32 protein-coding genes and 1 pseudogene are annotated in these 26,637 nt (G+C 57.2%); 17 read left to right on the top strand and 16 right to left on the bottom strand.

All coding sequences use genetic code 11. The features are described 5' to 3' along the window. On the top strand, positions 1–728 hold a 728-nt coding region (locus KGA97_RS22775; protein ID WP_317848244.1), incomplete at its 5' end, for a calcium-binding protein. Between the two features lie 679 nt (positions 729–1,407). On the opposite strand, the gene KGA97_RS22780 is transcribed toward KGA97_RS22775, so the two are convergent. Both KGA97_RS22780 and KGA97_RS22785 read right to left on the bottom strand, forming a co-directional pair. Further along, entirely contained in the window at positions 1,408–1,770 is a 363-nt protein-coding gene (locus KGA97_RS22780; RefSeq protein ID WP_192417472.1) for a DUF6463 family protein, read from the bottom strand. A gap of 103 nt (positions 1,771–1,873) precedes the next feature. Further along, positions 1,874–2,923, bottom strand: a complete 1,050-nt coding sequence (locus KGA97_RS22785; RefSeq protein WP_223481546.1) for an alpha/beta hydrolase family protein — start codon at positions 2,921–2,923, stop codon at positions 1,874–1,876. A 368-nt stretch (positions 2,924–3,291) separates the two neighbouring features. On the opposite strand from KGA97_RS22785, the gene KGA97_RS22790 reads away from it, so the two are divergent. Then, positions 3,292–3,990: an ion channel gene (locus KGA97_RS22790; RefSeq protein WP_008039549.1), complete on the top strand. Its 699-nt coding sequence runs from the start codon at positions 3,292–3,294 to the stop codon at positions 3,988–3,990. Between the two features lie 68 nt (positions 3,991–4,058). Here KGA97_RS22790 and KGA97_RS29470 read toward each other — a convergent pair whose 3' ends face one another. After that, on the bottom strand, positions 4,059–4,193 hold the full coding sequence (locus KGA97_RS29470) for a hypothetical protein (protein ID WP_263286214.1): 135 nt from the start codon (positions 4,191–4,193) through the stop codon (positions 4,059–4,061). Positions 4,194–4,416: 223 nt separating this feature from the next. On the opposite strand from KGA97_RS29470, the gene KGA97_RS22795 reads away from it, so the two are divergent. Both KGA97_RS22795 and KGA97_RS22800 read left to right on the top strand, forming a co-directional pair. Continuing rightward, positions 4,417–4,866 carry an anti-virulence regulator CigR family protein gene (locus KGA97_RS22795; RefSeq protein ID WP_008030792.1) on the top strand — a complete coding sequence of 150 codons (450 nt, stop codon included), beginning with the start codon at positions 4,417–4,419 and terminating at the stop codon, positions 4,864–4,866. A 133-nt stretch (positions 4,867–4,999) separates the two neighbouring features. Next, positions 5,000–5,512, top strand: coding sequence for a hypothetical protein (locus KGA97_RS22800; RefSeq protein WP_223481547.1), 513 nt, complete (start codon positions 5,000–5,002; stop codon positions 5,510–5,512). 80 nt (positions 5,513–5,592) lie between these two features. Here KGA97_RS22800 and KGA97_RS22805 read toward each other — a convergent pair whose 3' ends face one another. Next, positions 5,593–6,027, bottom strand: coding sequence for a GFA family protein (locus KGA97_RS22805; RefSeq protein ID WP_223481548.1), 435 nt, complete (start codon positions 6,025–6,027; stop codon positions 5,593–5,595). Positions 6,028–6,054: 27 nt separating this feature from the next. Beyond that, positions 6,055–6,996: a carbon-nitrogen hydrolase family protein gene (locus KGA97_RS22810; protein WP_008039557.1), complete on the bottom strand. Its 942-nt coding sequence runs from the start codon at positions 6,994–6,996 to the stop codon at positions 6,055–6,057. Positions 6,997–7,099: 103 nt separating this feature from the next. On the opposite strand from KGA97_RS22810, the gene KGA97_RS22815 reads away from it, so the two are divergent. The 3 genes from KGA97_RS22815 (at position 7,100) to KGA97_RS22825 (ending at position 8,721) form a co-directional block, all read left to right on the top strand. Then, entirely contained in the window at positions 7,100–7,789 is a 690-nt protein-coding gene (locus KGA97_RS22815) for a winged helix-turn-helix transcriptional regulator (RefSeq protein ID WP_223481549.1), read from the top strand. A 42-nt stretch (positions 7,790–7,831) separates the two neighbouring features. Continuing rightward, positions 7,832–8,158, top strand: coding sequence for a low molecular weight protein tyrosine phosphatase family protein (locus KGA97_RS22820; RefSeq protein WP_008039559.1), 327 nt, complete (start codon positions 7,832–7,834; stop codon positions 8,156–8,158). Between the two features lie 89 nt (positions 8,159–8,247). Further along, entirely contained in the window at positions 8,248–8,721 is a 474-nt protein-coding gene (locus KGA97_RS22825) for a DUF6130 family protein (protein ID WP_223481550.1), read from the top strand. Positions 8,722–8,793: 72 nt separating this feature from the next. Here the strand turns inward: KGA97_RS22825 and KGA97_RS22830 are convergent, their stop codons facing one another. Beyond that, positions 8,794–9,747 carry a LysR family transcriptional regulator gene (locus KGA97_RS22830; RefSeq protein ID WP_008030806.1) on the bottom strand — a complete coding sequence of 318 codons (954 nt, stop codon included), beginning with the start codon at positions 9,745–9,747 and terminating at the stop codon, positions 8,794–8,796. A gap of 215 nt (positions 9,748–9,962) precedes the next feature. Between KGA97_RS22830 and KGA97_RS22835 the strand changes: the two genes are divergently transcribed. Continuing rightward, positions 9,963–10,703 carry an AzlC family ABC transporter permease gene (locus KGA97_RS22835; protein ID WP_032828838.1) on the top strand — a complete coding sequence of 247 codons (741 nt, stop codon included), beginning with the start codon at positions 9,963–9,965 and terminating at the stop codon, positions 10,701–10,703. Then, positions 10,700–11,026, top strand: coding sequence for an AzlD domain-containing protein (locus KGA97_RS22840; RefSeq protein WP_008030811.1), 327 nt, complete (start codon positions 10,700–10,702; stop codon positions 11,024–11,026). Before KGA97_RS22835 ends, KGA97_RS22840 begins: the two co-directional genes overlap by 4 nt. A 31-nt stretch (positions 11,027–11,057) precedes the next feature. Here the strand turns inward: KGA97_RS22840 and KGA97_RS22845 are convergent, their stop codons facing one another. Further along, positions 11,058–12,083 carry a PDZ domain-containing protein gene (locus KGA97_RS22845; RefSeq protein WP_223481551.1) on the bottom strand — a complete coding sequence of 342 codons (1,026 nt, stop codon included), beginning with the start codon at positions 12,081–12,083 and terminating at the stop codon, positions 11,058–11,060. 215 nt (positions 12,084–12,298) lie between these two features. On the opposite strand from KGA97_RS22845, the gene KGA97_RS22850 reads away from it, so the two are divergent. Then, on the top strand, positions 12,299–12,511 hold the full coding sequence (locus tag KGA97_RS22850) for a DUF1059 domain-containing protein (protein ID WP_008030813.1): 213 nt from the start codon (positions 12,299–12,301) through the stop codon (positions 12,509–12,511). A 125-nt stretch (positions 12,512–12,636) separates the two neighbouring features. Here the strand turns inward: KGA97_RS22850 and KGA97_RS22855 are convergent, their stop codons facing one another. The 3 genes from KGA97_RS22855 to KGA97_RS22865 all read right to left on the bottom strand — a co-directional run bounded on the left by KGA97_RS22855 (position 12,637) and on the right by KGA97_RS22865 (position 15,733). Further along, positions 12,637–13,524, bottom strand: a complete 888-nt coding sequence (locus KGA97_RS22855) for a DUF2950 domain-containing protein (protein ID WP_008039568.1) — start codon at positions 13,522–13,524, stop codon at positions 12,637–12,639. A 26-nt stretch (positions 13,525–13,550) separates the two neighbouring features. Next, a complete protein-coding gene (locus KGA97_RS22860) occupies positions 13,551–15,056 on the bottom strand; it encodes a DUF3300 domain-containing protein (RefSeq protein ID WP_223481552.1) in 1,506 nt (501 codons plus the stop codon). 236 nt (positions 15,057–15,292) lie between these two features. Then, positions 15,293–15,733 (bottom strand): hypothetical protein, encoded by a 441-nt coding sequence (locus tag KGA97_RS22865; RefSeq protein WP_008039572.1) that lies wholly within the window; start codon positions 15,731–15,733, stop codon positions 15,293–15,295. 340 nt (positions 15,734–16,073) lie between these two features. Between KGA97_RS22865 and KGA97_RS22870 the strand changes: the two genes are divergently transcribed. The 3 genes and pseudogenes from KGA97_RS22870 to KGA97_RS29500 all read left to right on the top strand — a co-directional run bounded on the left by KGA97_RS22870 (position 16,074) and on the right by KGA97_RS29500 (position 17,433). Beyond that, a complete protein-coding gene (locus KGA97_RS22870; protein ID WP_223481553.1) occupies positions 16,074–16,568 on the top strand; it encodes a cupin domain-containing protein in 495 nt (164 codons plus the stop codon). 281 nt (positions 16,569–16,849) lie between these two features. Continuing rightward, positions 16,850–16,981: pseudogene (locus KGA97_RS22875) on the top strand (hypothetical protein); the annotation flags it as partial. Positions 16,982–17,058: 77 nt separating this feature from the next. Continuing rightward, a complete protein-coding gene (locus tag KGA97_RS29500; protein WP_223481554.1) occupies positions 17,059–17,433 on the top strand; it encodes a CPCC family cysteine-rich protein in 375 nt (124 codons plus the stop codon). Between the two features lie 101 nt (positions 17,434–17,534). Here KGA97_RS29500 and KGA97_RS22885 read toward each other — a convergent pair whose 3' ends face one another. Continuing rightward, positions 17,535–18,455 carry an aromatic alcohol reductase gene (locus KGA97_RS22885; RefSeq protein WP_223481555.1) on the bottom strand — a complete coding sequence of 307 codons (921 nt, stop codon included), beginning with the start codon at positions 18,453–18,455 and terminating at the stop codon, positions 17,535–17,537. 99 nt (positions 18,456–18,554) lie between these two features. On the opposite strand from KGA97_RS22885, the gene KGA97_RS22890 reads away from it, so the two are divergent. Then, positions 18,555–18,968 carry a winged helix-turn-helix transcriptional regulator gene (locus KGA97_RS22890; RefSeq protein WP_223481559.1) on the top strand — a complete coding sequence of 138 codons (414 nt, stop codon included), beginning with the start codon at positions 18,555–18,557 and terminating at the stop codon, positions 18,966–18,968. 116 nt (positions 18,969–19,084) lie between these two features. Here the strand turns inward: KGA97_RS22890 and KGA97_RS22895 are convergent, their stop codons facing one another. Both KGA97_RS22895 and KGA97_RS22900 read right to left on the bottom strand, forming a co-directional pair. Further along, positions 19,085–19,393 carry a DUF6966 domain-containing protein gene (locus KGA97_RS22895; protein ID WP_317848245.1) on the bottom strand — a complete coding sequence of 103 codons (309 nt, stop codon included), beginning with the start codon at positions 19,391–19,393 and terminating at the stop codon, positions 19,085–19,087. Positions 19,394–19,445: 52 nt separating this feature from the next. Continuing rightward, positions 19,446–20,639 (bottom strand): Fic family protein, encoded by a 1,194-nt coding sequence (locus KGA97_RS22900; protein ID WP_207286550.1) that lies wholly within the window; start codon positions 20,637–20,639, stop codon positions 19,446–19,448. Between the two features lie 879 nt (positions 20,640–21,518). On the opposite strand from KGA97_RS22900, the gene KGA97_RS22905 reads away from it, so the two are divergent. Beyond that, on the top strand, positions 21,519–21,830 hold the full coding sequence (locus tag KGA97_RS22905; RefSeq protein ID WP_223481560.1) for a hypothetical protein: 312 nt from the start codon (positions 21,519–21,521) through the stop codon (positions 21,828–21,830). 72 nt (positions 21,831–21,902) lie between these two features. On the opposite strand, the gene KGA97_RS22910 is transcribed toward KGA97_RS22905, so the two are convergent. Beyond that, positions 21,903–22,175, bottom strand: a complete 273-nt coding sequence (locus KGA97_RS22910) for a hypothetical protein (RefSeq protein ID WP_223481556.1) — start codon at positions 22,173–22,175, stop codon at positions 21,903–21,905. Between the two features lie 424 nt (positions 22,176–22,599). Here KGA97_RS22910 and KGA97_RS22915 point away from each other — a divergent pair, with 424 nt between their 5' ends. Then, on the top strand, positions 22,600–23,169 hold the full coding sequence (locus KGA97_RS22915) for a DJ-1/PfpI family protein (RefSeq protein WP_207286548.1): 570 nt from the start codon (positions 22,600–22,602) through the stop codon (positions 23,167–23,169). A gap of 135 nt (positions 23,170–23,304) precedes the next feature. Here KGA97_RS22915 and KGA97_RS22920 read toward each other — a convergent pair whose 3' ends face one another. Together KGA97_RS22920 and KGA97_RS22925 are read right to left on the bottom strand one after the other, a co-directional pair. Continuing rightward, complete coding sequence (locus KGA97_RS22920) at positions 23,305–24,315, bottom strand: zinc-dependent alcohol dehydrogenase family protein (RefSeq protein ID WP_223481557.1); 1,011 nt, start codon at positions 24,313–24,315, stop codon at positions 23,305–23,307. Beyond that, positions 24,312–25,421 (bottom strand): alkene reductase, encoded by a 1,110-nt coding sequence (locus KGA97_RS22925; RefSeq protein WP_223481558.1) that lies wholly within the window; start codon positions 25,419–25,421, stop codon positions 24,312–24,314. Before KGA97_RS22925 ends, KGA97_RS22920 begins: the two co-directional genes overlap by 4 nt. Positions 25,422–25,531: 110 nt before the next feature. Here KGA97_RS22925 and KGA97_RS22930 point away from each other — a divergent pair, with 110 nt between their 5' ends. Continuing rightward, on the top strand, positions 25,532–26,452 hold the full coding sequence (locus KGA97_RS22930; protein WP_263288010.1) for a LysR family transcriptional regulator: 921 nt from the start codon (positions 25,532–25,534) through the stop codon (positions 26,450–26,452). The last annotated feature ends 185 nt before the right edge of the window (positions 26,453–26,637 follow it).

Consider the following 26,637-nt stretch of genomic DNA (forward strand, 5'->3'; position numbering starts at 1 on the left):
ACACCGGAGTCGGCAACTTCGCCGGCAGCGGCAACGGGTTGAACAACGTCATCACCGCCGGGGCGGGTAACGACACCCTCAATGGTGGCGGCGGCAACGACATCCTCACCGGCAACAGTGGCAACGACACACTCAACGGCGACGCGGGTAACGACCAACTGGTGGGTGGCATTGGCACCGATACCCTGAACGGCGGCAATGGCGATGACAGCCTCGACGGAGGTGACGGGGCGGATACATTGAATGGCGGGGCAGGCAGCGACACGCTGCTCGGCGGGCTGGGTGATGACAGCCTGGATGGCGGTACCGGCACCGATCTGCTCCAGGGCGGCGATGGCAATGACACGCTGCTCGGTGGAGACGCTAACGACACCTTGCTGGGTGGTATCGGCAATGACTTTATCGACGGCGGTACAGGCAACGATACAGTCACGGGCGGTGCCGGCAACGACATGATGGTTGCCAGCAATGGCAACGATATCTTCATGTTCTCAGCGGGCTTCGGGGTCGATCAGATCATTGGCTTCGATGCCAACGCGGCAGGAGGGCAGGACCGCCTCGATATCTCCGCGATGAACATCACGGCTGCGACCTTTGCCGGCAGCGTCACCATCGCCGATGTCGGTGCGGATACCCTGGTCAGCTTCGCTGGTGCTGACTCCATCCGCCTGGTCGGTGTGGCCGATGCGACAACCGTCACTGCCACGGACTTCATTCTCACCACTTGAGGTACTGATCAGCACGCTTGAAAAAAAGCGTGGAAAGCGGAAGGGAGGGCAGCGATGCCCTCCCTTTTTTTATGAGAGGCGCCTGGCCGTTTGTTCAACTGGCAATGCGTGAACCAACCTGGCAGGGCGGTCTGTCAGACAGTGGGAAACACTCGATCAACAAATGACCTGGGAATGGGGAATTGGGGAATGAGGAATGAGGAACCAGACTTGAACATTTCAGCGAACTGCGCGATTTGCAGCCTGTTGGTTTCGCTTGCCGCTTCTGCTATCGGGGGTATCCCGACTTCAATCGGGACTTCACCCGATCCGCAACACAAACAACGCTTAACTGCTGAACCAGGTGAACAGACTCCAGAATGCCCCTATGGCAAAGATGAGAAGCATGAGTGCCAACGTGCGGACTAGCGGCTCACTTCGCATGAAGGTAACTCCTCAGAAGGGTTGTGCAGCACAGGTGGAAATCTGTTATCCCGTGATAACAACTTCAAACTTTCAATTAATACGCTAGTGAACGCACAGCATTCTCTATGCCAGAAAACTGAACAGCCAATCATTCCCGGCTGGCGACGCAACTTGATCCTCTGGCCAATGAAAGTTGACACAGGAATCGGGTAATACAGCCCGTTTATGGGGGATTTTTCTCATCGTGGGGGGGATATTGCGGGGGGAGCTTTAGTCAGGCGTACAAGCCATACCCTGCCGCGATGAGCAGCGGAGAAACCAGCAGCGTTGCCCAAAACCCCGATTTTGGAACAGCAATGACGCAAATGATCGAGATCATCAGCACATAGATGCCGACCATTTTAAGTAACGCGAGATCCCCAACGGCTACGGCGTGAATCGCTGTATGCCCTGCGAGCATAAAAAGCGGACCCAGCAGGGTAAACCAAAGGGCGGTACGCCGATCTTCGTGCGCTCTGAACTGGTCAATGAAGCCCGCGTCTACAGCGGCGGCGAATGCTGTTTTGAACTTGAAAATACCTAACGGAATATGGAGGACGCCCAAGGCGAACAGGGTCCATGCGACGATGTTGGACATATCGTTAATGCTCCGTAACGGTAAGGTTGGATAAGAGAAAGGGGCGGATTATTTCTGAAAATAAATCCGTCCCCTTTTGACCTGGCAGTTAATAACCTCGTCTTCATTCGTTGCGAGGTGACGGCGGCAGAAACTCGGTGATCAGCGAAGTAACCTGCTGTTGGATCAAATCCCGCGGGCGAGCGCCATTGCCATCACCATCCCGGCAAATGATGCCATCGCCTGGCACTTCTTCTTCGAGCATCGCTTCTGCGCCAGGTTTGCACACTGACAAGAAGCTGAAATGGCTTGCGTCGCTGATTTTGACGTAACGGCTTGACGCCGGAGGCAGGCGCTTGGCCAGGTTGGCAGACTCCAGCTCAGCGGGAAGATCGTGCGACGGTACGCCGGCAGCGATCACCAGCGTTGGTACCGGCAGCGCGGCCAGGCTTTCATCGGTCATGCCCCGTGAAAGGCCCAGGTCCAATGTAACTACAGCCGTGACGCGTTCATCGCGCAAATCGGCGGCCAACGCGGTCTTTGATTCTGAGGTGTTGGCGGGATTCATCTTTCCGTAGACGGTGCAACTTGCTAACTGCGGGTGGGCTATGCAGTCATGGGCAAAGCGGTCTGGATCGAAGCGGGCACCGGCGATCTCCAGGGCGGTCCAGCCGCCGAGTGAATGGCCCACTACTGCAATTCGGTCATTGGCGACCAGGCCGAATTTTTCCGGTTGAGCCGTGACCCCATCAATGGCTCGGCTCACATCAACGGGCCGCTGCCATAACTGCGCTGCTGCTTTTGGGCTACGGTCATGAGTGGTGGAGCCAGGGTGATTGATTGCGGCGACGATGTAACCCCTGTGAGCCAGAGCGCTGGCAAGCCAGATCTGGTTGCTCCAGTTTCCTCTGTACCCGTGGGAGAGCACCAATAATGGATGCTTGCCAGCAGCGGGCGGCGCGTCACGAACGGCAGAAGCCCCGACGAACACCACATCATCGCCAATCAATTGCGTGGCGGCGGTCGTTGCACTGGGGTACCAGACGACCATTTCCAGTGTGCGGTCATTGTGCGCGTCCGCCAGTGTGGAAGAGCGGAAGCCGACAGGGTTCTCGCCAGCGAGCGCGATAGTCGTCAGGCAGGTCAATAACAGGGCGCTAAAAGCTATTTTCAATGTCGTTTCTTCCTTGAATGGACAAGTACATGGCAACCGGAGCCCGCCGTCAGGCGCATCTATCTCCGTACGGAGTCGAAGCTCATGGGGTTGCCTAGTAAGCACGGACATTAAAGCCCACATTTGAACCGTCGCGCACGACTTTCATCATTAACGCTGTTCTCGGTCTTTAGTCAGAAGACTGAACGCTAACTTTTGGCCGATTGCCGTCAGCCGATCAGGGTAGAAATCGACCCATAGTTGTCCGGCTGAATCCTCTCACATGTATTCGCGACTAGAATTCCACTGCCGACACTTCTAAAACCAGGCCCGATTTCAAACCTGTAGCGCCAGGTATCGAACGTTGTTTCGGTCTATGGGAAACCGGTATGACAGACCCGAAAAACAAAACCGAATCCGACGAGGATCTAGGTCAGATGGTCATAGGGCGAGGGCCCTGCACCTATCTGTTGCTGCTCTTACTAGGATTGATCCTCCTGTTTCCCTTTCTTGAGGAGGGTATATTTGCCCGCACGTTGCTCGGCATTCTGTTTTCAACCGTGCTGCTCGTGGGCGCTTTCGCCACCCGGCAGACTCGGTGGGGGTTCATCTTAAAACTGGGCCTGGCGTTGCTTGGGGTTGGCCTGCAATGGGCGGCGTTGTGGGTTGGCAGTATCGCGATTCTTAATCTTGCCGGGATAGCTTATGCGACATCTCTTGCAGTCTCGTTCATCGGAGTGCTTCGCTATATTCTCCAGCGCGGGCCGATTACGGCCGACAAGCTGCATGGTGCGCTTGCGGGTTACATCCTGCTGGCGTTCGTCTGGTCCTTTGTCTATGCCTTGCTCGAGATATCCAGCGCTGGCTCATTCGGCCCAAGCCACCTCGACTTTGGACAGCCCGGCACGTTCTTCAAACTGATCTATTTCAGCCTCACGACGCTCACGACCACCGGTTACGGTGATGTTCTGCCGTTGACCAACCATGCCCGCTCACTTGTGATGGTCGAAGAATTTTCAGGCGTCTTTTATGTGGGTGTTGTGATAGCGCGGCTTGCCGGTCTGTATCCGTCGAATCAGACGAAGTGACTCTCGATTTGCCGTGGCCGAACCGATGCCATCAGCTGGGGGTTATGTTCGCTGTTGATCGCTTTTCACTACGACTTCTTCGACGGGTAGTTGCCACGCAAGCCCCCGGACTTGTTGCCGGTTTTGCCGGGCAGGTTGGGCACCACCGGGCGGGATCTGGGCTGAGGGTTGGAGCGGCTGCGGGGTTGAGGTTGTTTGCTCATTGTTCACCTCCTGAAAACGCCTGGCTACTTGGCGCTCTGCATTGCCACACTGGCTAGTGTGCTACGAGTTACTAAAATCCGCAGCACGCAAGCGCAGACAAAACGGGCTGCTGGCAAGGCGCAGATGCATCGGGTGGGGCCATAAATAAGCGGAACTGGAACTCACATCGTCAATAGCGTCTAAATTTCAGAGAGACAACCCGCCACTCTGAGGGAACGACTCATGCACAGATCACGCTCATTGGTTGCCGCGATTACATGCCTTGCGCTGGTTTGCGGCTCAGCGACCGCATTGGCTGATCCTGGTAATGGAAAGGGCCAGGGAAAACCGCAAAACAATCAAGTCCATGGCAATCAAGGCGGCAAAGGCAAAAACGCCGGAGGCGGCGATTGGAGTCATGGCCCCAGTATCAATCAGGGAAGCATTCTCGGGATCGTTGGCGAATACAGGGACTACTGGAGTCCCGGCCCTGCGTTGCCACCCGGAATTCAGAAAAACCTCGCTCGAGGAAAGCCGCTTCCACCCGGCATTGCGAAAAAGCTGGATGGACGCCTGATTGGCAGGCTGCCGCATTATGATGGATACGAATGGCAGCAAGCAGGCACCGATTTGATACTGGTCGCACTGGCAACCGGGATCATCTATGAAGTCCTCAACGGGGCCTTTGACTGATATTTGAACCCTGCGGTTGCGGTGCTTTTACCAGGTGGTGAGCGCACCGCACTCCGTCCGTCGCAGGAGTTGAACTGTCGCCGGGCAATTGCGTCCTAATGCATGCGATATCAACCACCTTACGGAAGCAATCATGCTTTTAAAAAACAAGAGTTTCGTTGCTGTCATGTCATGCGCCCTCATGCTTGCAGCCGCCCCATTACTCCCTGCTGACCTCTCTGTCATGAACTCCGCCTATGCGAAGGACGGCAACGGAGGCGGTAATGGCGGTGGTGGTAACGGCGGCGGCAACGGCGGCGGAAACGGTGGTGGTAATGGCGGCGGTAATGGCGGTGGCCACGGCGGCGGTACAGGTGGCGGTCACGGCGGTTCCGATCACGGCAACGCCAACAGCAACGGCCATGGCAATGGACTGAGCAGCGATCATGCCGGAAGGGCTGTTCGCGACCGTGGCGAAAGCGGAAACCACTACGGCAGTGACCGCAATGGTGAGCGCGGTCATGGCACAACGACGTCTGGCATCGCCCATTCCAAAGACACTCGCGGCGTGGCCAAAGCCTCCGCAATCTCGGCCTCGACACCCGGGGACCACAACGCGAAAGGGTTGAGCAAAGCCGGGACGTCGATTTCAAAGAAATCGCACTGATCAGCGTCACTCGCAGCACGCAACCCTGAACAAGACGGGCGCCCGACAAGGCGCCCGTTTTTTTTACTCCGGTGTCAGCGCTATTCGCCCACGCTGATACCCGATCCTCCCAGTTCGTTGGGAACATCCTTCAGCTTGGGCAACCCATCCTTCATGCGCAGCACGCTCTCCTGATAGTGCACGTGAACGCCTGGCGAGTACGCGAGATCCGGAATGATCGCGGCATACACGTCGACGAGCCCCATGCCCGGGTGTTCAGTGAAGAGATGCCCGCCACACGTCTTGCACCACTTGCGGTAACTCTGCGGTGTCTTGTTGTAGGTGCCGATGTTGTCAGCTCCGCGAGTCACCTGCACCGCCTCGGGTTTCCACAGCGTGAAGGCGTTGACCGGTCCTGCTGACCAATGCCGGCACGACTCGCAATGGCAATAACCCATCCCGACCGGCTCGCCACTGACCGTGAGCTCGACTGCGCCGCAAAAACAACTGCCCTTGTAAGACCGTTCACTGTTCATTGCATAACTCCCATCAATGGTTTGCCTTCACCCGTCGATATAGCGCACCGCAGTCGCCGGTGTGCGCCGCACCTGCAATTCGAAAATGTCAGGGCGCGCGTAATGCCCGGTGACGTCGAGCGCTCGCCGCGCTGGCGCCACCTGTGCGACGTCGATGTCCGCATACAAAATGCCGGCCTCCCGGTGCAATGGACCGGCGACGATCCGGCCTTGCGGATTGACCACCACCGAGTCGCCGTCGTTGATCCATTCCTGCGGATCGGGAAACAGTTGCGCACGCGCCGGAAAGTCTTCGGGGATGTCGCTGCCGCGCAGTGCGGTGCCACTGCCGAGCACCCAACAGCGTCCTTCGAGTGCAATGTGACGCATCGTGCTGATCCAGCCATCGCCCGTGTCGTACGTGGGGGCGACGTAGATTTCCACTCCTTGAGCATAGAGTGAATAACGTGCCAGCGGCATGTAGTTTTCCCAGCAGATGAGCGCCCCCACGCGACCGACCGGTGTCTCGACCGTACGCAGGCCGCAGGCATCACCAAAGCCATGCACCATGCGCTCGGGATTCGTTGGCATCAGCTTGCGGTGTCGGTTGAGCACTGCGCCGTTCGCGCCGATAACGACTACGCTGTTATAGAGCGTGCCGCCGCCATTGCACCGGTCGCATTCATTGATGCCGCACACGATCGTCACGGCGTGAGCCCTCGCGGCCTCGCACAAAGGGCTCAGGTCACCGTTCGTGATATCAACGGCGTTGGCCAGCAGCCGCGTGTGCAACTGGCCCATGACAGCCCCGTCCTTTCCCGCCGCCAGCCGCCAGATCCACGACGGGTAACCTGGAATGAACGACTCGGGCAAAACGATCAGCGAAGCTCCCGCCGCCGCAGCTTCGGCGACCGATTGCACGGCCCGGGCGATCGTTGCGCCGCGATCGAGCAGCACGGGCGGGCGCTGAATAATGGCAACCTTGGTCATGGCGTTCACCTTTGGTTCTTGGCTTCGAAGGCTTGAGCGTGCGCGTAGCGAAGTGGCGGGGCTAGTTCAGAATCTGAAGCGTTGTAATTGCGGAGCCCAGGCAATGGACGAAAGCTACGGTCAGTTCTGCACGGTCGCACGCGGTGCCGAAGCACTGTGCGAGCGCTGGACACCTTTGGTTGTGCGCGAGTTGTTGTGCGGCAGCAAGCGCTTCAACGAGCTGCACCGCGGCGTGCCCCGGATGTCCACCAACCTGCTGACACAGCGGCTGCGCCATCTGGAAGACATCGGCGTCGTGCACCGCACGGCCACGGGCAAAGTCTGGGAGTACAGCCTGACCGAGGCGGGCAAGGAGTTGCGCCCGATCATCATGGCGCTGGGTCATTGGGGCGCACGCTGGATCGGCAGCCGCCTGCGCGATGATGAACTCGACGCGGGCTTGCTGATGTGGGACGTGCGCCGGTTCGTGCGCATCGAAACATTCCCGCCCCGACCGGTGGTCATCCACTTCACGTTCCGCGACGCACGGCCAGGCGAGCAAGCGTGGTGGCTCGTGGTTGAAGAGGGTGTAGCCGACCTGTGTCGCGACGACCCTGGCCGCGAACTGACCCTCGTCGTGGACTCCAGCGTGCGCGCATTGACCGAGGTGTGGACGGGCGACCGCACGCCGGGGGACGTTCTTCAGTCGCGAGAGCTGCGTGTGGATGGCGCCGTACAAGACGCGAAAAGCCTGTGGCGCTGGCTTGGCACGAGTGCGTTCGCGGGCACCCGGAGTGCGGCCGTGACCCGGTAATTCGCCTGAGTCTCAGGCGCGTTAACTGTCGGGAGTCATACGATGTTGAACGTACTTTTCATCTGCAGCCAAAACCGCCTGCGCAGCCCCACGGCCGAACGGCATTTTGCTGACTGGCCCGGCGTGAAAACCGCGTCGGCGGGCATCAGCAACGATGCGTATGTTCCGGTCAGCCTCGAGCTGCTGCAGTGGGCTGATCTGATCGTTGTCATGGAGCCCATTCATCGCAACAAACTGATGGCTCGATTTGGTTCGGAACTGGCGGACAAGCGCGTCGTTTGTTTGGACATACCGGATATTTTTCAGTACATGGAACCGGCGCTGATCAAGCTATTGGATGAGAGGGTTGCGCGGTATTTGCCTTCCTGAAGTGAGCGGCAAAAGACGCGCCGTCAGCCCTGCGATGCATTCTCTGCAATGGACTAGCCTTGAGTAACATCACGCGGGAGTAAAACGCCATGTCCGTCGCGCTCAGAAATCTGTGTGTCCTGGTCTTGGGCGGCTTTTTTTGCATGGCTGCATTCGGTGAAGGAGAAGCGGATACCGATCACCCACCGGCAATACTCCCACTGGAATCCGAGGCGCTGCCAAAACTCATTGCCTATCCACCGCTTGCCGAGCCGCTGGCCCGCGGCGTTGTCATCATCCAGTATCGAACAGAACATGCCAGGATCATGCCGGTATTTGGCAAGGCAGCGGGTGAAGTTTCACCTCGTCTCAGCCACCTCCACGTGACGGTCGATGACTGGAAAGGTACGTGGGCGCATACCAGTGACGGCCCGATTATCCTGGTTGGACTGACGCCCGGTGCTCACAAGGTTCTTCTGGAAGTGGCCGACCCGACGCACAAGATCCTCACCGGTACGACAGTGAGTTTTACCGTTCCCGAGAAGAAATCATCGAACGTCTCCCACATGGACGCTGGTGGCTGAATCGCTCAGCGGGTGTTTCATCGTCGGGTGTTTTTCAGGAGCTGCTTTTCAGCTGCCATCTTCGCAAATCACTCACTTGAACTGAGCAACCAGCCAGTCCTTCAAACGCCCGCACGCAGGATCATCCGCCTTCTTCTCATTAATCATCAAATACTGAACCGCCTCCCTGAGCGTCAGCTCTTCCGTCACCGGCCGAACCAGGCGCCCCTGCTGTACCAGATGCCTCACCAGATGATCCCAGCCCAGGGCGACACCTTGATTGTCCAGCGCCATTTGCACCAGAAGGCTGTAGTCGTTGCTGCTGAAGTAGTGCGGATTTTCCGAGGCCGGGATCTTCAGGTCATGGGACTGGAAAGCGAACCACACATTCCAGTCGACCTGTTCCGTCAACTGGGAACGGCCATAAGGGTTGAGGTCCAGCAGCACGCTGTTGCGCATGCCCTCCAAAGTGCTCAGTTCTGGATGCGCTTCCAGATAACCAGGCGTGCACACGGGATAGACGACTTCGTGAAACAAGGGGATTCGTAGATAGCCGGGGCGCAGGTCACTGGTCTGGGTGATGAAAATGTCCGGAATGATTCCGGGCTCCATCACCAGAAAATGCTGGGTGGTGATGACATTCAGGTCGACATCGGGATTGGCGCTGAAGAAGTCTTTGAGCCTGTGGGATAACCAAAGCGCCGATAGGGCGGGCGAGCAGCAAAGTGTCAGGGTGCGCTTGTCGCTTTTTTCCCGACGGATTCTTTCGGTTGCTTGAAAAATGTTGAGCAGGGACAGCTGCGCAGCATCGAAGAGCGCTGTGCCCGAGGCTGTCAGCCTGACTTCCCTCCCGGTGCGCGTGAACAACTCGGTGCCCAAATAGAGTTCCAGCTCGCGAATCTGACGGCTGATAGCCGCCTGGGTGACACACAATGCCTCGGCGGCCCGGGTGAAGTTCCGGTATTTGGCAGCGGCCACGAAGGATCTCATGGCCTTGAAGGACGGCATTGAGAGCAGGGCCTGATCAGGCTGGGAGCTTTTAGCCATAACAAAAACTACCTGTTTTCTCGAAAAAAAAGTCGGTTCTGCCCATCGGGCTCCGGGTCCACACTCTACCGCACGATGGGCTGCGGACCCTGGGCCAGGCAAAGATCTGCCCACGTGGCGTGCAATGGCCCCAGCTTACCCTGTATCGCGCAGCAAAATAGACGGCGTCACGGCCCATCGAACCGCCAGCGCGAACACCAGACCAAGGAGTCGAAATGCCGTATCGAACAGCGAGGGAAGCGTTCATGCAAGGCGTCCGGGCGCTCATCCCATTGAGTCCCGGTGTCGTTCCTTTCGGCCTGCTGACGGGGGTTATGGCGATCAACATGGGTATGTCGCCCGGCACGACCATGGGCATGACGCTGCTGTTCTACTCGGGTTCCGCGCAGATGGTTGCACTGCAACTGCTGCATACGGGGGTTGTGCCGCTGGCGATTGTCGTCACTGCGCTGGTCATCAACTTGCGCTTCATCATGTACAGCGCGTCACTGGCACCTTACATGCACCACTTGCCCAAGCGCTGGACGTGGCCTTTGTCCTACATGCTTTCTGACCAGTCCTACGCGCTGTGCAGTCTCAAGCTGTCTTCAGGCGAGCTGGGGGCATTCGCACATCACTACTATGCAGGCACCGCCGTGGCCATGTGGCTGTCCTGGCAATTGTCGGTACTGGCGGGCGTCTACCTCGGCGCAAGCATCCCCGAAACCTGGTCGTTGAGCTTTGCCATACCACTTTCCTTTCTGGCGCTTCTGGTGCCCGGCATACGTAACGCGGCGAGCCTGGGTGCCGCGGTGGTCGGAGGGATGCTCGCGGTGTTGGCGATCAACATGCCCTACAACCTTGGGTTGGTCACCGCTTCCATCGGCGGGGTCATGGCGGGATTGTTGATCGAGACGGTTCGCAAGCGCCCATTGAGCGAGGCGCGGGTCCATGACGTGGAGAGGGAGACACCATGAATGATTTAGCCTTGTGGGGGATGTTCCTGGCGGTCGGCCTGGGAACCTTCGCCATGCGCCTTTCCTTTGTCGAACTGTATGGCCGGCTGCGCATCCCGGCATTGCTGAGTCGGGCCTTGCTTTACGTACCGGCGAGTGTGCTGGCGGCCCTTGTGCTGCCAGCGGTGGTGTACCCCAACGGGCAGAGTGAGTTCGTGTTGAACAACCCGCAGATACCCGCCGCCATTATCGCGGCCTGGGTCGCCTGGCAGACTCGCAATACAGTCCTGACACTGGCGGTCGGGATGGGAGGGGTGTGGTTATTCAAGTTTATCGGGCTGTAGCGCTCCTGGACGAAACGCAACACCCTGAGGTTCAGTCAGTTTTCAGGACCATTTTCACGTCGCGTTTCGCCTGGTTGCGCCAGACGCTCACGGTCGCTTTGTAGCCGACACGCATGCGCGATGAGATATCAGCGACGTCTTGGGCACTGGCGACTTCCTGGCCGCCGATTTCGACAATGACATCCAATGGCTTGATGCCGGCTTTGTCCGCTGCGCTGCCTTTGACCGTGTCGATCACCCAGGCACCCTGTGCCGACGGCAAGCCCGCAGCCTTAGCATAAGAAGAATTCACCTCGCCGAGGTTCATGCCTTGCAGGTGGGAGGAGGGCGCAGTGTTCTGCGCCGCCGATGTGCTCACCGGTAACATCGATACGGGCGTACCTCCGGGCCCGACCACCACGGGCAGAGTCTGAAACGCCTGGTAACGCCAGACCTTGAGGTTGACCGTGGAGCCTATGGGCGCCTTGGCCAACTGCAAACGGAACTCTACGGAGTCGGCGACAGGCTGCTCATTGACCGCCACGATTAAATCATTACTCAGTATTCCGCCCTGCTGCGCCGGGCTGCCGGCGCCAACGTTGTAGACCACTACGCCGCTGGTCGGCATGGAATACAGCGACGCTTTCTGTGCGTCGACGGTTTCCATGGCGATACCGATTTTGCCCCCCGGGAAATTGGCGGTTTTGCAGCCTTTCTCCTGCCAGGCCGGGCTGGCCGCAACTTTACGGGCCTCCGCAAGCTGTTTGACCAGCGCATTGGTGCTGGTCATATAGCCCGCCGCTTCGATGAGGGACATTTCAATGTACTCGCAGCTACGCGAGCGATAGCGGTCGGGCGTCTCGCGGTCGATGAGGCGCTGCATGTTAGCGTTTTGATCTGCCGCTAATGGAGCTTGCGTCGTACCGGCAGGCACGTCGTCGTATCCTCCCGAAGCTTGCACGGCAGCGCCGTACATATAGTAAAACGGGTCCAGTTGATCAACGATGCAACCGCTCAGTGATGACATCATCGCCGTCACGCCCAAGATTCGTCCCACGTTCTTAAGGCGTGCGTCCATTGTCTTTTCCCCAGAGATTCTTACGGCAAGTGCCAGAAATTCAGCGTTATCGCGGCAAAGTAAACCAAGCTGATAGCACAGCGCTACCGTGTTTTTTTGACGCCAGGGCTGCGGACGCTCGACATCGGGGCGCGCCTTTTGGCGGGCCTATACTTCAAACGTCAGCACACTCGATGCGACCTACGTCGAGTGATCGTTCACGAGAGGAGAAGATCATGGCGCGTAAATACATCGACTGCCGCGAGTTTCCAAGCGATACCAAATGCTCGGTCGCGCTCTGCGCAGACTCTGAAAACGAACTGCTCGAGGCTGCCGCACAGCATGCGGTCAGTGTTCACAAACACACCGATTCACCGGAACTGCGTGCTCAACTGAAAACGATGTTTCACGACGGCACCCCTCCCGTTGAAGCACCGCGCTCGGTTTAGCATAAAAAGGGACAGGCTGCGATTAGATGAGAATTGTCGTCTGTCCCGTTTTTCTATGGTCGCCACTAAAGGTCCCAAGGATTAAAAGGTACTACCCGGTAACGGGCCGGCGGGGCGGATAAATACTACTGCTTCTGATCTTCCACCTCCTTCCAACTGTCGTCTGGATCAAACCGTTTCATCGACTGCGCCAGTTTGTAACCGTCAGGTCCCAAGTCTTTCTCGAACACTTGGCCTTCATGACTGATCATGAAACTCATCACCCCGGTGTCTTTATATTTCGTCGGCCAGGCGATCAGTGCAAAACCGCGACTCATCTTGTCACCGATAAGGTAACTGTAGGCGCCACCCGGTGCCGAAGGGCCCTGGCCTTCAAGGATGCGAAAGTGATAACCGTGCCAGTCTTCGTCGGCAATGCGTTGGCCGAACAAGGGGCCCAGCGGGCTGATCTGACCGCTGTCGTCGTCCTGCCAATAGAGCCCGTCGTGTTTGCCGGCGGTGCTGAAAAACTTCTGCGCATACTCAAGGGCGCCGTCACCGTCACGGTCCTCTGACGCATAGTCCATCTGGGCGTCGTGGTACGTCAGCGCCGATTGCAACGCGGCCAGTTCGTTGCGGCCAATACGACGGACGCGGATTTCTGCGCTGCCGGCCTTAATGTCAAAGCGCCAACCTTTCTCCACTTTTGTCATGGGGATCGGCAATGTCCAGTGGTCACTGCCCACCGACAGGATCGCCTTGCGGTCGCTGGCTTTTTCAATGGCATGTTGCTCGTGGTATTGCTTGATGAACGCATCCACATCACTGCGTTCCACTCCTTCACGCGGGATGAAACTGCGCCATTCAGCGCCCAGCAACTCTGTCAGGCGTGCCTGATCGGCGTGTTCCGTACCCAATGCGTCGACGAACGCTTGAGCGGCTTTTTCTGGCGTGGGAAATACCTGCTGTGCCGTGACAACGCACGACCATGCCAAGCCGGCAGCGATCACCAAAGCCTGAGCGGGCAGGCCCATGAGCGTATTCATTCGAGGATAGTGTTTCAACGACGGCCCCCCCCCCTTTGACGCGCAGGCGGACTGGATGGCCGACTGACCTGATGGCCAGCTGATCGCGCCGCACTGGGACGTTGCGCGGATGCCTGGCTGGCTCGTCCACGATTGACCTGCGCGCTGGTTTGGGACGGTGCGCGGGCGCCGGCGAATGCGTTGTTGCGGGCGCCGCCCTGACTGGCGGCGGGTCGTTGTGGTGCCCGTTGTGGCGCCGTTTGGCGCGTCTGGGCACGCTGATTGGCGTCGGCGCTCTGTCTTCTGGGCTGCTGACTCTCGCGAGTGTTTCGGGCTGTGCCTTGGCCCCTGTCAGCTGCCTTCGGTCTGTCTGCGCCTTGGCCCCTGTCAGCCGCCTTCGGTCTATCTGTACCGGCTTGTTTGCGATTGAGGCCCGCAGTCTGGGCGGCACTCGCTCGATCACGGGCTTCGCGGTTACTGGTCGCAGGTCGCTCGATACCGTGCCTGTCCATGGAGCTTCGGGCTTTTTCACGGGCCTGGGCGCGCTGGGCATTGTCCCCGCGATAGGCATCACGCTGGTTGGCACCATCCAGTTGGCGGCCGTACTGTTGGCGGCTCCTGTTGTCGCGATAGGGCACGCCATCGCGGTGAATGGAGTTGTGCTGCCAATTGTTATTGGTGATCTGGTTATTACGGTTGATGTTGTTGTAGCGGTCGATGTCGATGTCGACATCGTTATTGCCCCAGTCACATTCACCCCACAAGGACGCGACGATCGCGACGCCGGTCCCAAATGCCAGCCCGGCCATCAATGCCGAACCGGGGTAATAGGCGGGCGGCGGAGGGTAGTAAACAGGCGGTGAAGCCGGGTAGGCCCAAGTGCCGTAGGTTGTTGTCGGGTTGTAGGTAGGGACGTACACCACCTGCGGATCGGAGGGCTCAATGATAATGGTGGTGTTGTTGGCAGGGAGCTGAGCCGGCGCTGGCGCTGAGGGGGCTGGTGCGGGCGCGGGTGGCGCCGCGGCCTGAACCGTCACATTCTGATACTGGTTGCTCTGCAGGTTGCCGGCTGCTTGCGCCTGATGACGCAAGCGTTGCACACCCTCCATGACATCGTCGGGCTGCGCCAGGAATGCATCACCCAGGCGCTGTACCCAAACGGGATCCTGTCCCAGCGTTGCAAGGACCTGCGGAAAGGCCACCAACGCCTGCACGCTCGGATCCCACGGCTGGCTAGCCACTTGTTTGACCGCATCATCACCCTTGGCATCGGGGTGCGCCTTGGACCAGGTCACCGCCTCGGTGACTTCCCCAGGATAAGTTGTGGCCATCAGCACCTGAGCCAGCAACGGGTCCGGGTAAAGCGCAATGGGCGCCAACATTTGATCCAACTGCTCTTCGGTAAACACCGCGTCTTTGACCGCCGCCACGACGGGCGCCGGCTCGGCAGCGCTTGCAGCCGCCTCCACTGGCTGCGCGTGAAGGGCAGGGCTGCTCAGAAACAGTACGGCTGACATCGCGAAAAACAACGGAATGCTCATCGCGCGGCCTCCATGTGGCCAGGCAGGTTTGAAACGACTGGATCAATGTCGGGAAAGTGAAAGCAGGTAGCCTCAATGCCTCAGGCTAAGGGTAGTAGCTAAGATATTTTTCGCCATGAGTTTTGTGTGGTGGTTTTTGGGTTGCAGACCTGTGTGACTGACTGTGTTTTGCGCCCGCACGAAAAAGCCCGGCTGATCAGGCCGGGCTTTTTGGGTATTGCGGTGACGCGATTTGTTTATACAGCGCGGCTTTCGATCAGGCGGTCGGAGCCACCTTCAGCAACGCGGTTTTCGATCAGGCGGTCGGAGCCGCCTTCAGCAACGCGGTTTTCGATCAGACGGTCGGAGCCGCCTTCAGCAACGCGGTTTTCGATCAGGCGATCCGAGCCACCTTCGGCAACGCGGTTTTCGATCAGGCGGTCGGAGCCACCTTCAGCAACACGGTTTTCGATCAAACGATCCGAACCACCTTCGGCCACACGATTCTCGATCAAACGATCCGAACCACCTTCGGCCACACGATTCTCGATCAAACGATCCGAACCACCTTCAGCCACACGACTTTCAATCAGACGATCCGAGCCGCCTTCAGCGACAACCGGGTGAGTCGAGGTAGCGGCGAAAGCGTTAACTGCAAAAACCGAGAAAGCGATGCTGAGAATGGTTTGGCGTTTCATGATCGTGTGCTCCGGGGTGTTGTTGGTTGGTATGGAGCAGATGTTACGCCGCGGATTTTTTAAGAGAACTTCATTGAAGTGATGGTGACCATTGACGGCATTGATAGGGCGAGAAGCCTACCTCTGGTGAGTGTGATGATGGGTGCAGCCCCGGCAGCCGGAACGTGGCAGCGCATTGATTACATTGCGTATCAACTGTAATGCGCGACAACACCATTCTCATTGCCACCAGTGACAAATACAGTAAGCCGCACACGACTCGCCTCGAATTGCCCACCGAACTTACTATTGGCGCAGGTGACGACATTAAATTTTTTACTGCGTAATCAAGGTGCCTTTCATGATTAAGTACATTATGAAAACTGCTTGTCTGGCTGCACTTATTGTCACCAGCGCCACAATGCCGTTCGTCCAGGCACAACCATTGCCGCTTGATAAGGTCGGTGCTTTACATAATGAAGACGTTGAGTGGCGCAGCTTTCCGGCTTTCCCGAAAGAAGTGAAACTGGCTGTGTTGGCCGGCGACCCGAGCAAGCCAGCACCCTACGTTGTAAGGGTAAAAGTGCCGAATGGCACAAAATTAATGCCCCATACACACCCTGAGGATCGTATCTATACCGTTATGTCCGGTGTTTTCTATATTGGCTTCGGTACTGTTTTCGATCCAGCCAAGCTGGTTGCTTATGGCCCAGGCAGCGTAGTGATACTTCCGGCCAATACGCCACACTTTCACTGGGCTAAATCAGGAGAGTACATTTCACAAGTTTACGGAACGGGTCCGCTAGGCCTTGAGTATGTTGATAGCCAGGATGATCCTCGTAAGGCGTCGAAGTAACTTCACTTGCCGAAAAGCCTGGATGCTTTGGGGGCACCAGGCTTTGGCGTTACGCTCGAGCGGATAGCGTTCAGATCGAGCCATACCGTCGCCCCGGATTGGGTTTCTGTTTGCAGGCTAAACCAGGCCGACAAACGACAGGATAACCAGGACGATCACCACGGCCCCAACGATGTAAATGATATTGTTCATGAAAACTACCTCTTTATCTGAACGGGATTTCGACACAAAGGCGTCTAATACTAACGACACCTGCGCGGGCAATTCCGTTCCGCAAACCAGTGCATCGTCTGTCCAACCCCGGCAACATCCCGCTCGAAGTCATCGATTTACAGTCCGGCAGCTACTTAGGCGAGGACGATATCGAGCGTTTGGAAGAAACAGGCCCCAGAGCGGACCTTGACCGTCGGTAAGTAGCTCTTACAATCTCCGACCTGAGTAAAATGGCACTTGACCGGTACCGGTAGAGCATTAAATGAGGTGGTGTCGTATGCGTGATCTACCATGCCCTTGCTGCGGTTTCGTAACCTTGGAATGCGAGTACGGCTTGTACGATATCTGCCCCCTTTGTGGCTGGGAAGACGACGCCGTCCAGTTAGCCAATCCAACGTCAGAGGGAGGCGCAAATTCGATTTCCCTCGCTGACGCTCAGACGAGTCCCTTAAACAAATACCCAATAGCTGTTCGGCTTGCGGGGGGATTTCGACGAGGGCTCGGATGGCGACCGTTAGACGCCAACGATATTGAGGCTGCGAACGTACTTAAATCCGTCAAGTACTGGCACACCATCGCCGTTCGCTGGGAGTCAGAAGCCTATTGGTCAGTGACGGGAACGACCGACGTCACAGACCGCAATTACAGATGAACAAACTGTAGGAGCGAGCTTGCTCGCTCCTACATCAGCACTGCGCACATCAAGAATCCGTATTTATTTACTCCTTCGCTGCATCCAGAAAAGCAGCACGATCAAAGCAAGTGCTGCTCGATCCACTCTGCAACGGTGGTGGTTTTGATTTGCCGTTCGGCGTTGTAACTCTGCGCCTTGTCCCAAGCGACACCTTTGCCCTCGGCAAACACCGCCCGGTACTTGCGCGTCGGATCATCGGGTGCAGCGGCCAGGTCGGCCATGAGCGAGGGCACTGTCCATTCGACACGCTCGACCGTGCGGCTCAGCAAGCGGTCGACGGTGTCGGCCAATTGCCCGTAGGTGAGGGTGTCACCGGTCACGTAGACAACCTGATTCATCAGCACCGGATCGAACAGGATAACGGCGGTCAGCCGGCCGATGTCCTCCGGCGTGGTGACCGTCACGGCGGTGTTCCAACTGCCCAGGGCGCGTACGATGTTCTGCGCCAGATCGACAACGCCGAACGCCGGCTCGAACAGGAAACTGGTGAACATGCCGGTTGAAATGATCAGCCATTGCAGTCGGGATTGAGCGCGCAGCAATTGGCGCACATCCAGTTGCTCGTCAAACAGATCTTGCGGGCTGCCTCGACCAATCACGTCGTAATCCACGCCGAACTGCCACGGCACATACCGTTTCACCTCCGACTGCAACGCGGCGCGGGCGAGTTTGACTTGCGTACCGCTACCGGCGACGAAGCCGAGGCAACTGATCAGCGTATCGAAACCGCTAAACCGCTCGGCAAGCTGCTCTATGGAATCGTTCACCACATCGCCCGGCAGCACCTCGATACCCAACGTGCCCAGTTCTTCGAGCGTTTGGCGTTTGTGCACGGACGTGGTATCGATGGCCGACGGTCGCAGCATCACCGTAACGCGAGCCTCCGGTCGAGCGGCCAGCTCGCGCAGTACGACCATGCCAAGCTCACCGGCACCTAGCACCAGAATATTTTCGGTTTTTGCAGGATTGAGCGGGTGCATCGACAACTCCCAATGAATGATCAGCAAAGATTGTTTTTCTATCCTGTCACCCTTGGCGAACGTTCAGAAGAAGGCACACGCGTGATACCGCATGACGAAATGAGTGAAGAGGAAGTGATCCGCCAGTCCCAAGCAGCGTGCGATGCACTCAGCGCCGAGGACGACGGACTCAAGCGCGAAGTCCTGACCCATGCGGGCAATCGCTGGTCGCTGGGTATCGTTCATACCCTGGGGTGCGCGGGGAAGTTGCGTCACGCCGAAATCGGCCGGCGTTTGCAAGGCGTCACGCAACGCATGCTCACTCGCAGTCTGCGGCAGCTGGAACGTGATGGATTGATTGTGCGTTTTGATTACGGCGAAGTGCCGCCGAGGGTGGATTATGAGCTGACTCCGCTGGGGCGTAGCTTTTTGGCTCGGATGGTACCGTTGTGGACTTGGTTGTTGGAAAATGCGGAGGGTTTTCGGGCTGCGCGGGTGCGGTTTGACGGTGAGAACCGATCTGGCGAGACGTAAAAAGGAAAGGAGATGGGCGGAAGCGTTCGCCATACGTTCGCATTTGTGGCCCGGCCTTACCGACTCGTTTTGGCCGATTGCTACCTGACGGCAAGGACAGAATTGTTGTCGATTAATCAGCCCTGTGAACGCTTTATTGTCCCCGCGAGCGCTGCGGCCTCATCGCGTAAGGCATCAAACTTATTGTTCAACTCAACATGCCCGGGCTTCCAGGCAAAAGCGCCGTTGATGCTGCTCTGACCAAGTATCAGGTCACTGAATGAACCCGCTCCACCGTAACCTGACAGTAAGTATTCAATGCCGTAGTAATCAGAGTTCATCACGTGTGCTCTGGCCTTGCGAATCCACTGGCTCCAGTGGGTATCACCATCGCTTTCAAGCACGGTGGCGAGTTGATCCAAAACGTCGATCAATTGTTCGGTCATTGGACCCATGCTCCAAGTCTCCAAAACTGGAAAGCGTTTTTCCCTTGTACAACTACTGAAACCGCCGATGCAAATCCGGAAAAATATCCTGGGCAAACCAGGCAGGCAGACCGGGTGTGACGATTCGGGATTTGGGCGTTTGGCTTTCCACCAAGCCAACTTTGATCAGCCGCGACAGCTCATCGATTGCCGGGCGTGGGGTAAGGCCGGTGAAGGTCTTGAATTCGTTGCGCGGCAAGCTTCCTTGAGTGATGAGCGCAATCATTGCCGGCGCGCTTTCCGGGCGAATACCTTGTTGTAGAAGTTTCTCGTTGTTGTGAAACGCGCGTATGACACGCTCGCGAATTTGGGACGGGTCTACCGCTGCGGTCATGTAATCGACCTGATCGTGACAAACCTGCAGCATGAACTCGATGAATTCGAAATAGCGCCGCTGAGACAATTGACCTCGTCCGTCCAGATCACCCTCTCTTGGGCGGTCGGCCATGGTCAGAGCGGCGTAGTAATTCTGGTGTTGCCTTGCCAGCCCACGAGACAGCGACCACAACGTTGGTCGCAGTCCCAGACTCACCAATTGAAGATGAGTGACCAACCGGGCAACGCGACCATTCCCGTCCGCGAAGGGATGAATCCAGGCAAGGCGATGGTGGTAGGCAAGCGCAGCAATCAGCTGGCGACGGGAATCCGTCTGCCGCCCGAATCCTGCCTGAAGGTGCTGCAACATTCCGTCTACAGCGCGAGCGTCCGGAGCGTCATGATTGCCAACGACAACGTTCTGACCTGTGATCGATCGCAGGATGCCGGGGTGCATGACCGAGCCATCTGACAACGTGCGCTCCGCGTCACTGGCGCCGCGAAAAAGCCGTTTGTGTGTCGTGCTCACAAGCTCGGGCGCAAACATGTCACCCCAGTCGAACGGCGCACGCTGGCGCAACGCCCGTTCGAGCAACGCTTGCACCGCCATCTGTTCAACCGCGAGGTTTTTGAGCTGCTTGCGGTCTTTGACCGGCGCCGCTTGCGCTCTCTGCATCTCGGCAGGCTCGGTGTATTGCCCTTCGATCAGGTTCGAATAGTACGTATTGGTGATTTGCAGGAGACGGCCGAGGCGTGCAGCGGTTTCGGACGGCAAGCGGCCCGCTAGAAATTGCGTCTTTCTGGGCAGCGCGTCCGCGAGCGCAATGATCGATGGAGGCAACGTGTCAGGGAGAATGGGGTCGAGCCAGGTTTTTGATGTGATCAGGGACATAGCGGTTTTTACCGTATCAAAGTCTTCACATTTTATTTCACATACTGACTTGATGAACAAGCGCTAATTTATTGGGCTGTAGAGGTTTTATTGGAGCTTTAGCGAAAATTATCTTCACATTTTATTTCACATATTTTTTGTGGAAATCGCTTCGGCCGACTGGCTCACAAATGGATCCTTCGCCGTGTTGACGTGTAGTTCGCAACTGCCGAAAAACGGGTGCGCATTCGCAGCCATATCAGGCAGCTGCACAAACTGTAGGAGCGAGCTTGCTCGCGATGGACCAAAGAACCCCGCGTTACTCCAGGAACCCCGCGGCTACGTTCAAGACCATCGCGAGCAAGCCCCGGCAGCTGAGTCGACCTGTGCGGCGGGATGGGTAGTGCTAGTCATGGGGACTATGCTGTTGCTGGACCAGTTCACGGTTGAATAGACTGCCTTCTTTGGCGTCTCGCGAGCAGCGTCACGTCTACTTCTTGATTGTTTTTTGCCCCGAGGAATATCTGGCCTGTCGTATGGCCGCCCTCAGGTACCACTATGAACCGCCGCCACGTTATCAGCTGATTAGAAAGATGGAGCTTCTGTGATCCCAGGATATCGCACCCGCATTTACCGTTTCATCGGTGCACTGTTACTCCTACTCGTTGCTTTGGTGTTGGCTCTGGAACTATATGACGCTCTGACCACTTGGCAATTAGACGCATTGACAGGGCCTCGTCGAAACACGATTAACGAACACCTTGTATTCGACGAACAACCAGAGCGCTTCGTTTTGTATCTGCTGCAAAAAGTCATGTTTTTCATTTTAACCGTCGTAGTAGGGCTCGTTATGCTATGGGAGGCTTTGTCGGGGCGACGGGCGTACGAGCACCGGCAATAATGGCAGTTTGCTCACCGTTTGCGGTCCGAGCCTTTTTGATTGCAGCGGTGCTTTTAGTGCTTGCCGTTCTCTACATCGGGTACTACGAAGCGCTTGAAGATGGTGACATCGAGACCATCCTGTTTATCAAGAAACACCCGACTGTTCGGATGAAGTTCTACAACATCCACGCCAATGATGGAGAGATCAGAAGAGTAGAGCGCCTTACGGAGGAGGAGCGGAAGTGGATTATCGACTACTGCAGATACAGATTAGGAATCGACACGGCGTTAAGGACTCAGGACGACGTTGAAGTTTGCAGGAAGAAATAACCAGCGGTTGGGCAACACGGGTGGTCAGATTCAGAGACAAAAAAAACGGGCGCTTGTAGCGCCCGTTTTCATTCACTCCTTCGCTTGCGCCCGGAGTCGCCGACCAACCACATCCATCAAGTCACAACCATCGCGCAACGGAATGGCCAGCAGTTTGGAGAAGTCTGACAACACCACCGTGTCGCAACCAATCTCGGCGCGAAAGGCGATGTTTTCCAGCACCTGGGTAACTGCGCGAATGCGGTAGTCAGCGGCGGCTTGCAATACGTCGAGTGGGGCTTCGGTGTCGATGAGCAGGGAGGCCGGGACCAGGTCGATTCCGGTGAGGGGCATGTATCTATCCATTAGTGAAACTCCGATCAAGGCAAAGTTTGACTGCCCCTCAATCGTCGCCAAACGAATGGGTGACAGCTGTACGCAGGTTGGCGAACCGGGATCGGAAAACCGGCAGACCCGAAGGTCTCCCGCGCACAGCTGCCATAAAGACAGCTTTGCGGGCATGCAAAAGCGACTGCATTAAAGCACAGCGCTTTTGCATCCGACCGATCAGGTCGCCAAACCCGAATCGCCATATTGGGCGACGGGGCGGACTATAGGCTTCATCAGAACGGCGGGGAAGGTGACGCATTCCGAGGTTTGTGTAGGAATTTTAATAGCGTCCTAGGACCATTACGCGCCTTCCGTGGGCGACTGCTATCGACCCATAGCAGCCCTTGATGTATGTGTGTTGTCGCCATATGTTATTGGCATTCATGGAGGATTCTGACTGATGGCACGCGTGGGATTGATACTGACACCCGGTTTTGCGGACTGGGAATATGCTTTCATTGCTGGAACTGCGTCTCCGTTTTACGGGATCGACGTCAGGTTTTTCGCTTCTGCTACGGGGCAGTTCCTCTCGCAGGGTGGATTGGCTGTAACTGTCGATAGCAGCTTGCAACAATGTCTGGACTGGAAACCGGACGTTGTTGTCGTCATTGGAGGAATGGTCTGGGAGCGTGCAGAAGCACCGGATATTCGAGAGTTTCTTCATGCTAGTCGTTCAAGTGGAGCGACAATTGCCGGTATCTGTGGGGGAACGCTGGCACTTGCGAGGGCCGGGCTTCTCGACACGGTTCCTCATACATCGAACAGCGCTGACTTCTTACAGCAGAATGCCGTAGGTTATGAGGGGCGCACGCTTTATCGATGCAGTGCAGTGGCTGTGGTTGCAGACCGCATTATAACTGCTCCAGGCCCTGCACCCGTTAGCTTCACCTGCGCAGTGTTCGAAGCTGCCGGGCTATCTTCAGAGATCACTTCTCAATTCAGGTCAATGTTGGCAGCGGAACATCGGTGACTGCTTCGTCCTGCAAAACAGCCAATCTGTTGCGTCGACCGGTTGAATCCACAGCCGAAAGCAGTCGTTCGTGAACGACAACAATCGGCCAGAAGCAGCCGCGTGAGCGACGGCGTCCGGCCGAGCATCTCCACGTCAGAAGGTGATTACGATCTTTCCAAACTCTGGCCCTTTGAGTTGCTGGGCGAAGGCATCCCTGGCATCGCTAAAGTCAAAGCGGTGTCCAATAATCGGGTGGATTCCTTTGCGCTCGATGAAGGTATTCATCTCCTCGAACAATTGCCGCGAACCGACACGCACGCCGCGTACTGTGACCGTACCGCCAAGAATTAGCATTGGGTCAATCTTCCCAACCGGATTGATCAGGCCAACCAAATGCACCGTACCGTCACGGCGCGTTGCGAGTATGGAGCGTTCCAGCGTATCAGGACCAACGGTCTCGATGACGTGATCAACACCTTTCCCACCGGTCAGCTCGCGTGCTTTTTTGTGCCAGTCCGGATCGCTTTGATAGTTGATCAAGTGATCCGCCCCGGCCGCAGCTGCGCGCGCCAGCTTGGCGTCGCTGGAGGACGTGACGATAGTTCGGGCGCCCAGCGCACTGGCAAATTGCAGTGCGAACAGGGCTACTCCGCCGGTGCCCAGTATGAGTACGGTTTCCGAAGGCCGTACCTCTCGCACGGCATTCCAGGCTGTCACCGCAGCGCAAGGTAACGTGGCACCCTCTTCATAAGACAAATTCCGGGGTAATGCCACCAACCCTTCCTGGTTGAAGACACGGTATTGCGTCAGCGTGCCGTCAATCCCGTGACCAAGCGTCGTGCTCGAATTTGCGGCGTGATCGCCGAGGGGGCCATACAGCCAGTCCTGCACAAAGTTACCCGCCACGCTATCGCCCACTGCGAACCGATTTACATGCTCACCAACCGCTACGACTTCGCCAGCGCCGTCCGATAGCGGCACGGTTGGGCGAGGCAGCTGAATACCCTGTGCGCCAGCCAGGTAGAAATTGTCCTTGTAGTTAAGTGATGCGGCGCGCATCCGGACCAATACTTCGTATGAGCCGATGGCAGGCACGGTCTCGGTAAACAGTTGCAGCGATTCCAGGCTTGGCGCTGTCAGCCGATAAGTTTGGGACGTCTTCATGCTTCAACCTTCAATGCGTTTTGTTCAGCCAGAGTCGGGTAGTCGGTATAGCCTTGCGATCCGCTGGAATAAAACGTCGCGAAGTCGGCGGAATTCAAATGAGCGCCGGCCTGCAAACGATTTACCAGATCAGGATTGGCCAGGAATGGCCGGCCAAAGGCAAGAAACTCGGCCTCGCCTCTTTCCAGTGCGCCTGCCGCATTGGCCTGGTCAAAACCACCTGCCAATACGAGCGGACCCTTGAAAGCGTCGCGCATGGCGTCACGTAGGCTGACCGGCAGCGGCGGCAGCCCCATCGATTCGAAGTTCACCAGGTGCAGGTACATGAGGCCGAAGCTGGAGAGTTGCCGACAGAGTTCGACATATTGCGCGTCCATTTCCGCATAGTTGAATGCACCATTCGCTCCACTGTGGGGCATGAAGCGGATGCCTACACGCGTCGCGCCGATTGCAGCCACCACTGCCTGAACGACTTCCAGAATGAAACGGTTACGCGCGGACGAACTTCCGCCGTATGCATCATTGCGTTGATTGATGGTTGCGTTGAAAAAGGAATCAAGCAGATAACCGCCGCCGGCATGCAGCTCCACACCGTCAAAACCGGCTTCAATGGCGAGGCTCGCTGCTCGCGCAAATTCGGCGACAGCCACCTGAATATCGGTGGCACTCATTGCGCGTGGCACGGAGGTGGCCTGCATGCCATGTGCGTCAGTATGAATGTCACCCGGTGCGCGCTCTGCGCCAGGGCCAAGCACTTCTGCGCCGAGGGGTAAATTGGCAACATGCGCAACACGACCGGCGTGCATTAGCTGAAGTACGATCTTGCCACCCTTGGCATGCACTGCGGCGGTGACCTGCTTCCAGTCTTGTACGTGGGCACCATTGAACAAGGCTGGCATCCGCGCGTAACCCAGGCCGTTCGTTGAAGGCGAGGTGCCTTCAACGATGATCAGCCCTGCGGATGCGCGCTGGGAGTAATACTCGGCCATTAAAGCGTTGGGAGTGTTGGCTTCAGTTGCCCGGCTGCGTGTCATCGGCGCCATGATGATGCGATTCTTTAAATACAGTTCGCCAAGCTGCGCCGGGTGATGCAAAGAGAGGGTCATTACAGGCTTCCTGTGTAAAAGGTGCCCGCAATGTTAGGTCGGGAGTTATTATGGGAAAAGATGAAGCAATGACATGTACTCGTGCATTTTTGGGATGATTGATCTTGGACTTGAATGACATTGCCCTATTCGTTCACGTGGTACGTGCGGGCAGCTTTGCAGAGGCAGGGCGACGGTTGGGTATTCCGCCCAGCACTGGCAGCCGTCGTCTGCAAGCACTGGAACGCAGCGTCGGCGTACGCTTACTGCAGCGTTCAACGCGCCGTTTGGCATTGACAGATGCCGGCCAGGCCTTTTTTGCACAGTGTGCAGAGCAGATCGACGCACTGAACCAGTCTGCCCAGGATCTGGCAGATAGCAGCAAAAAGCCGAGCGGCCGGGTTCGCGTGGCAGCCGGCGTGGACTTCTTAAACTGGTTTCCCATGGAGTTGATTGCGGACTTCATGGCCAAGCATCCCGCCGTGCGAGTGGAGTTTGTGCTTAGCGATGCTCGCGCCGACTTACTGGCTGACGGCATTGATGTCGCCGTCAGGTCCGGCAAAATGGTGGAGCCAATGCTGGTGGCAAAGGAAATCGGTTGGATTGAGTGGCGTATGGTTGCCAGCCCTGACTACCTGTCCACACATGGAACACCGATCAGTCCGCAAGATCTGACCCAACATGAGTGCATCACGCGGCCTGCGATCGGAAGCACTCCGGTCACATGGCGATTGCGTGGTCCAGACGGCATGATCGAAGTGCCCGTCAACAGCCGCTTTCAGGTGAACACTCATCAGGCACAGCTAGGCGCTGCGCTGGCAAACCTGGGTATAGCGCTGGTGCCATCCCTGACCACACTCGCCCCTCTAGAACAAGGAGTGCTGAAGGAAGTTTTGCCCGGCTATAGCCATGAGGCAGGTGTCTATTTTGTATTTCCGAGCAGGCGGCATATTCCCCGTGCAGTTAGAGCGTTCACGGAATTTGCCAGTACTGTCCTGTTTGAGCGGGGCATGGTTTTGCCTTCTGAGCATCAACGTTTGGAGAGCTCTTAACGGTTCTTTATCGAGGAAGTGATCACTCAGCCAATGGGGCGCAGCGCTGGACGATTTACCCCATCTGTTGCGTCGACCGGTTGAATCCACAGCCGAAAGCAGACATTAATCATGCTACCCAGTCTTTCGAAAATGGGCACACGTTACGGTCAGCCCCCTAGCGTAGAATTTCCTGGATGCCAGCC

This window comes from Pseudomonas sp. BF-B-15, from assembly GCF_019946675.1.
In the GTDB taxonomy this organism is placed as follows: Bacteria; Pseudomonadota; Gammaproteobacteria; order Pseudomonadales; family Pseudomonadaceae; genus Aquipseudomonas; species Aquipseudomonas migulae.

Coding starts and splice junctions, on each gene's coding strand:
- KGA97_RS22925 (WP_223481558.1), bottom strand. CDS start 25,421: ATGACCCTCTCTTTGCATCACCCGGCGCAGCTTGGCGAACTGTATTTA.
- KGA97_RS22900 (WP_207286550.1), bottom strand. CDS start 20,639: ATGTCCCTGATCACATCAAAAACCTGGCTCGACCCCATTCTCCCTGAC.
- KGA97_RS22845 (WP_223481551.1), bottom strand. CDS start 12,083: ATGGACGCACGCCTTAAGAACGTGGGACGAATCTTGGGCGTGACGGCG.
- KGA97_RS29470 (WP_263286214.1), bottom strand. CDS start 4,193: ATGAGCAAACAACCTCAACCCCGCAGCCGCTCCAACCCTCAGCCCAGA.
- KGA97_RS22860 (WP_223481552.1), bottom strand. CDS start 15,056: ATGAGCATTCCGTTGTTTTTCGCGATGTCAGCCGTACTGTTTCTGAGC.
- KGA97_RS22890 (WP_223481559.1), top strand. CDS start 18,555: ATGAGTGAAGAGGAAGTGATCCGCCAGTCCCAAGCAGCGTGCGATGCA.
- KGA97_RS22850 (WP_008030813.1), top strand. CDS start 12,299: ATGGCGCGTAAATACATCGACTGCCGCGAGTTTCCAAGCGATACCAAA.
- KGA97_RS22815 (WP_223481549.1), top strand. CDS start 7,100: ATGGACGAAAGCTACGGTCAGTTCTGCACGGTCGCACGCGGTGCCGAA.
- KGA97_RS22825 (WP_223481550.1), top strand. CDS start 8,248: ATGTCCGTCGCGCTCAGAAATCTGTGTGTCCTGGTCTTGGGCGGCTTT.
- KGA97_RS22915 (WP_207286548.1), top strand. CDS start 22,600: ATGGCACGCGTGGGATTGATACTGACACCCGGTTTTGCGGACTGGGAA.
- KGA97_RS22870 (WP_223481553.1), top strand. CDS start 16,074: ATGATTAAGTACATTATGAAAACTGCTTGTCTGGCTGCACTTATTGTC.
- KGA97_RS22885 (WP_223481555.1), bottom strand. CDS start 18,455: ATGCACCCGCTCAATCCTGCAAAAACCGAAAATATTCTGGTGCTAGGT.
- KGA97_RS22905 (WP_223481560.1), top strand. CDS start 21,519: ATGGCAGTTTGCTCACCGTTTGCGGTCCGAGCCTTTTTGATTGCAGCG.
- KGA97_RS22805 (WP_223481548.1), bottom strand. CDS start 6,027: ATGAACAGTGAACGGTCTTACAAGGGCAGTTGTTTTTGCGGCGCAGTC.
- KGA97_RS22895 (WP_317848245.1), bottom strand. CDS start 19,393: ATGACCGAACAATTGATCGACGTTTTGGATCAACTCGCCACCGTGCTT.
- KGA97_RS22790 (WP_008039549.1), top strand. CDS start 3,292: ATGACAGACCCGAAAAACAAAACCGAATCCGACGAGGATCTAGGTCAG.
- KGA97_RS22840 (WP_008030811.1), top strand. CDS start 10,700: ATGAATGATTTAGCCTTGTGGGGGATGTTCCTGGCGGTCGGCCTGGGA.
- KGA97_RS22810 (WP_008039557.1), bottom strand. CDS start 6,996: ATGACCAAGGTTGCCATTATTCAGCGCCCGCCCGTGCTGCTCGATCGC.
- KGA97_RS22800 (WP_223481547.1), top strand. CDS start 5,000: ATGCTTTTAAAAAACAAGAGTTTCGTTGCTGTCATGTCATGCGCCCTC.
- KGA97_RS22820 (WP_008039559.1), top strand. CDS start 7,832: ATGTTGAACGTACTTTTCATCTGCAGCCAAAACCGCCTGCGCAGCCCC.
- KGA97_RS22795 (WP_008030792.1), top strand. CDS start 4,417: ATGCACAGATCACGCTCATTGGTTGCCGCGATTACATGCCTTGCGCTG.
- KGA97_RS22855 (WP_008039568.1), bottom strand. CDS start 13,524: ATGGGCCTGCCCGCTCAGGCTTTGGTGATCGCTGCCGGCTTGGCATGG.
- KGA97_RS22920 (WP_223481557.1), bottom strand. CDS start 24,315: ATGAAGACGTCCCAAACTTATCGGCTGACAGCGCCAAGCCTGGAATCG.
- KGA97_RS22865 (WP_008039572.1), bottom strand. CDS start 15,733: ATGAAACGCCAAACCATTCTCAGCATCGCTTTCTCGGTTTTTGCAGTT.
- KGA97_RS22830 (WP_008030806.1), bottom strand. CDS start 9,747: ATGGCTAAAAGCTCCCAGCCTGATCAGGCCCTGCTCTCAATGCCGTCC.
- KGA97_RS29500 (WP_223481554.1), top strand. CDS start 17,059: ATGCGTGATCTACCATGCCCTTGCTGCGGTTTCGTAACCTTGGAATGC.
- KGA97_RS22780 (WP_192417472.1), bottom strand. CDS start 1,770: ATGTCCAACATCGTCGCATGGACCCTGTTCGCCTTGGGCGTCCTCCAT.
- KGA97_RS22835 (WP_032828838.1), top strand. CDS start 9,963: ATGCCGTATCGAACAGCGAGGGAAGCGTTCATGCAAGGCGTCCGGGCG.
- KGA97_RS22910 (WP_223481556.1), bottom strand. CDS start 22,175: ATGGATAGATACATGCCCCTCACCGGAATCGACCTGGTCCCGGCCTCC.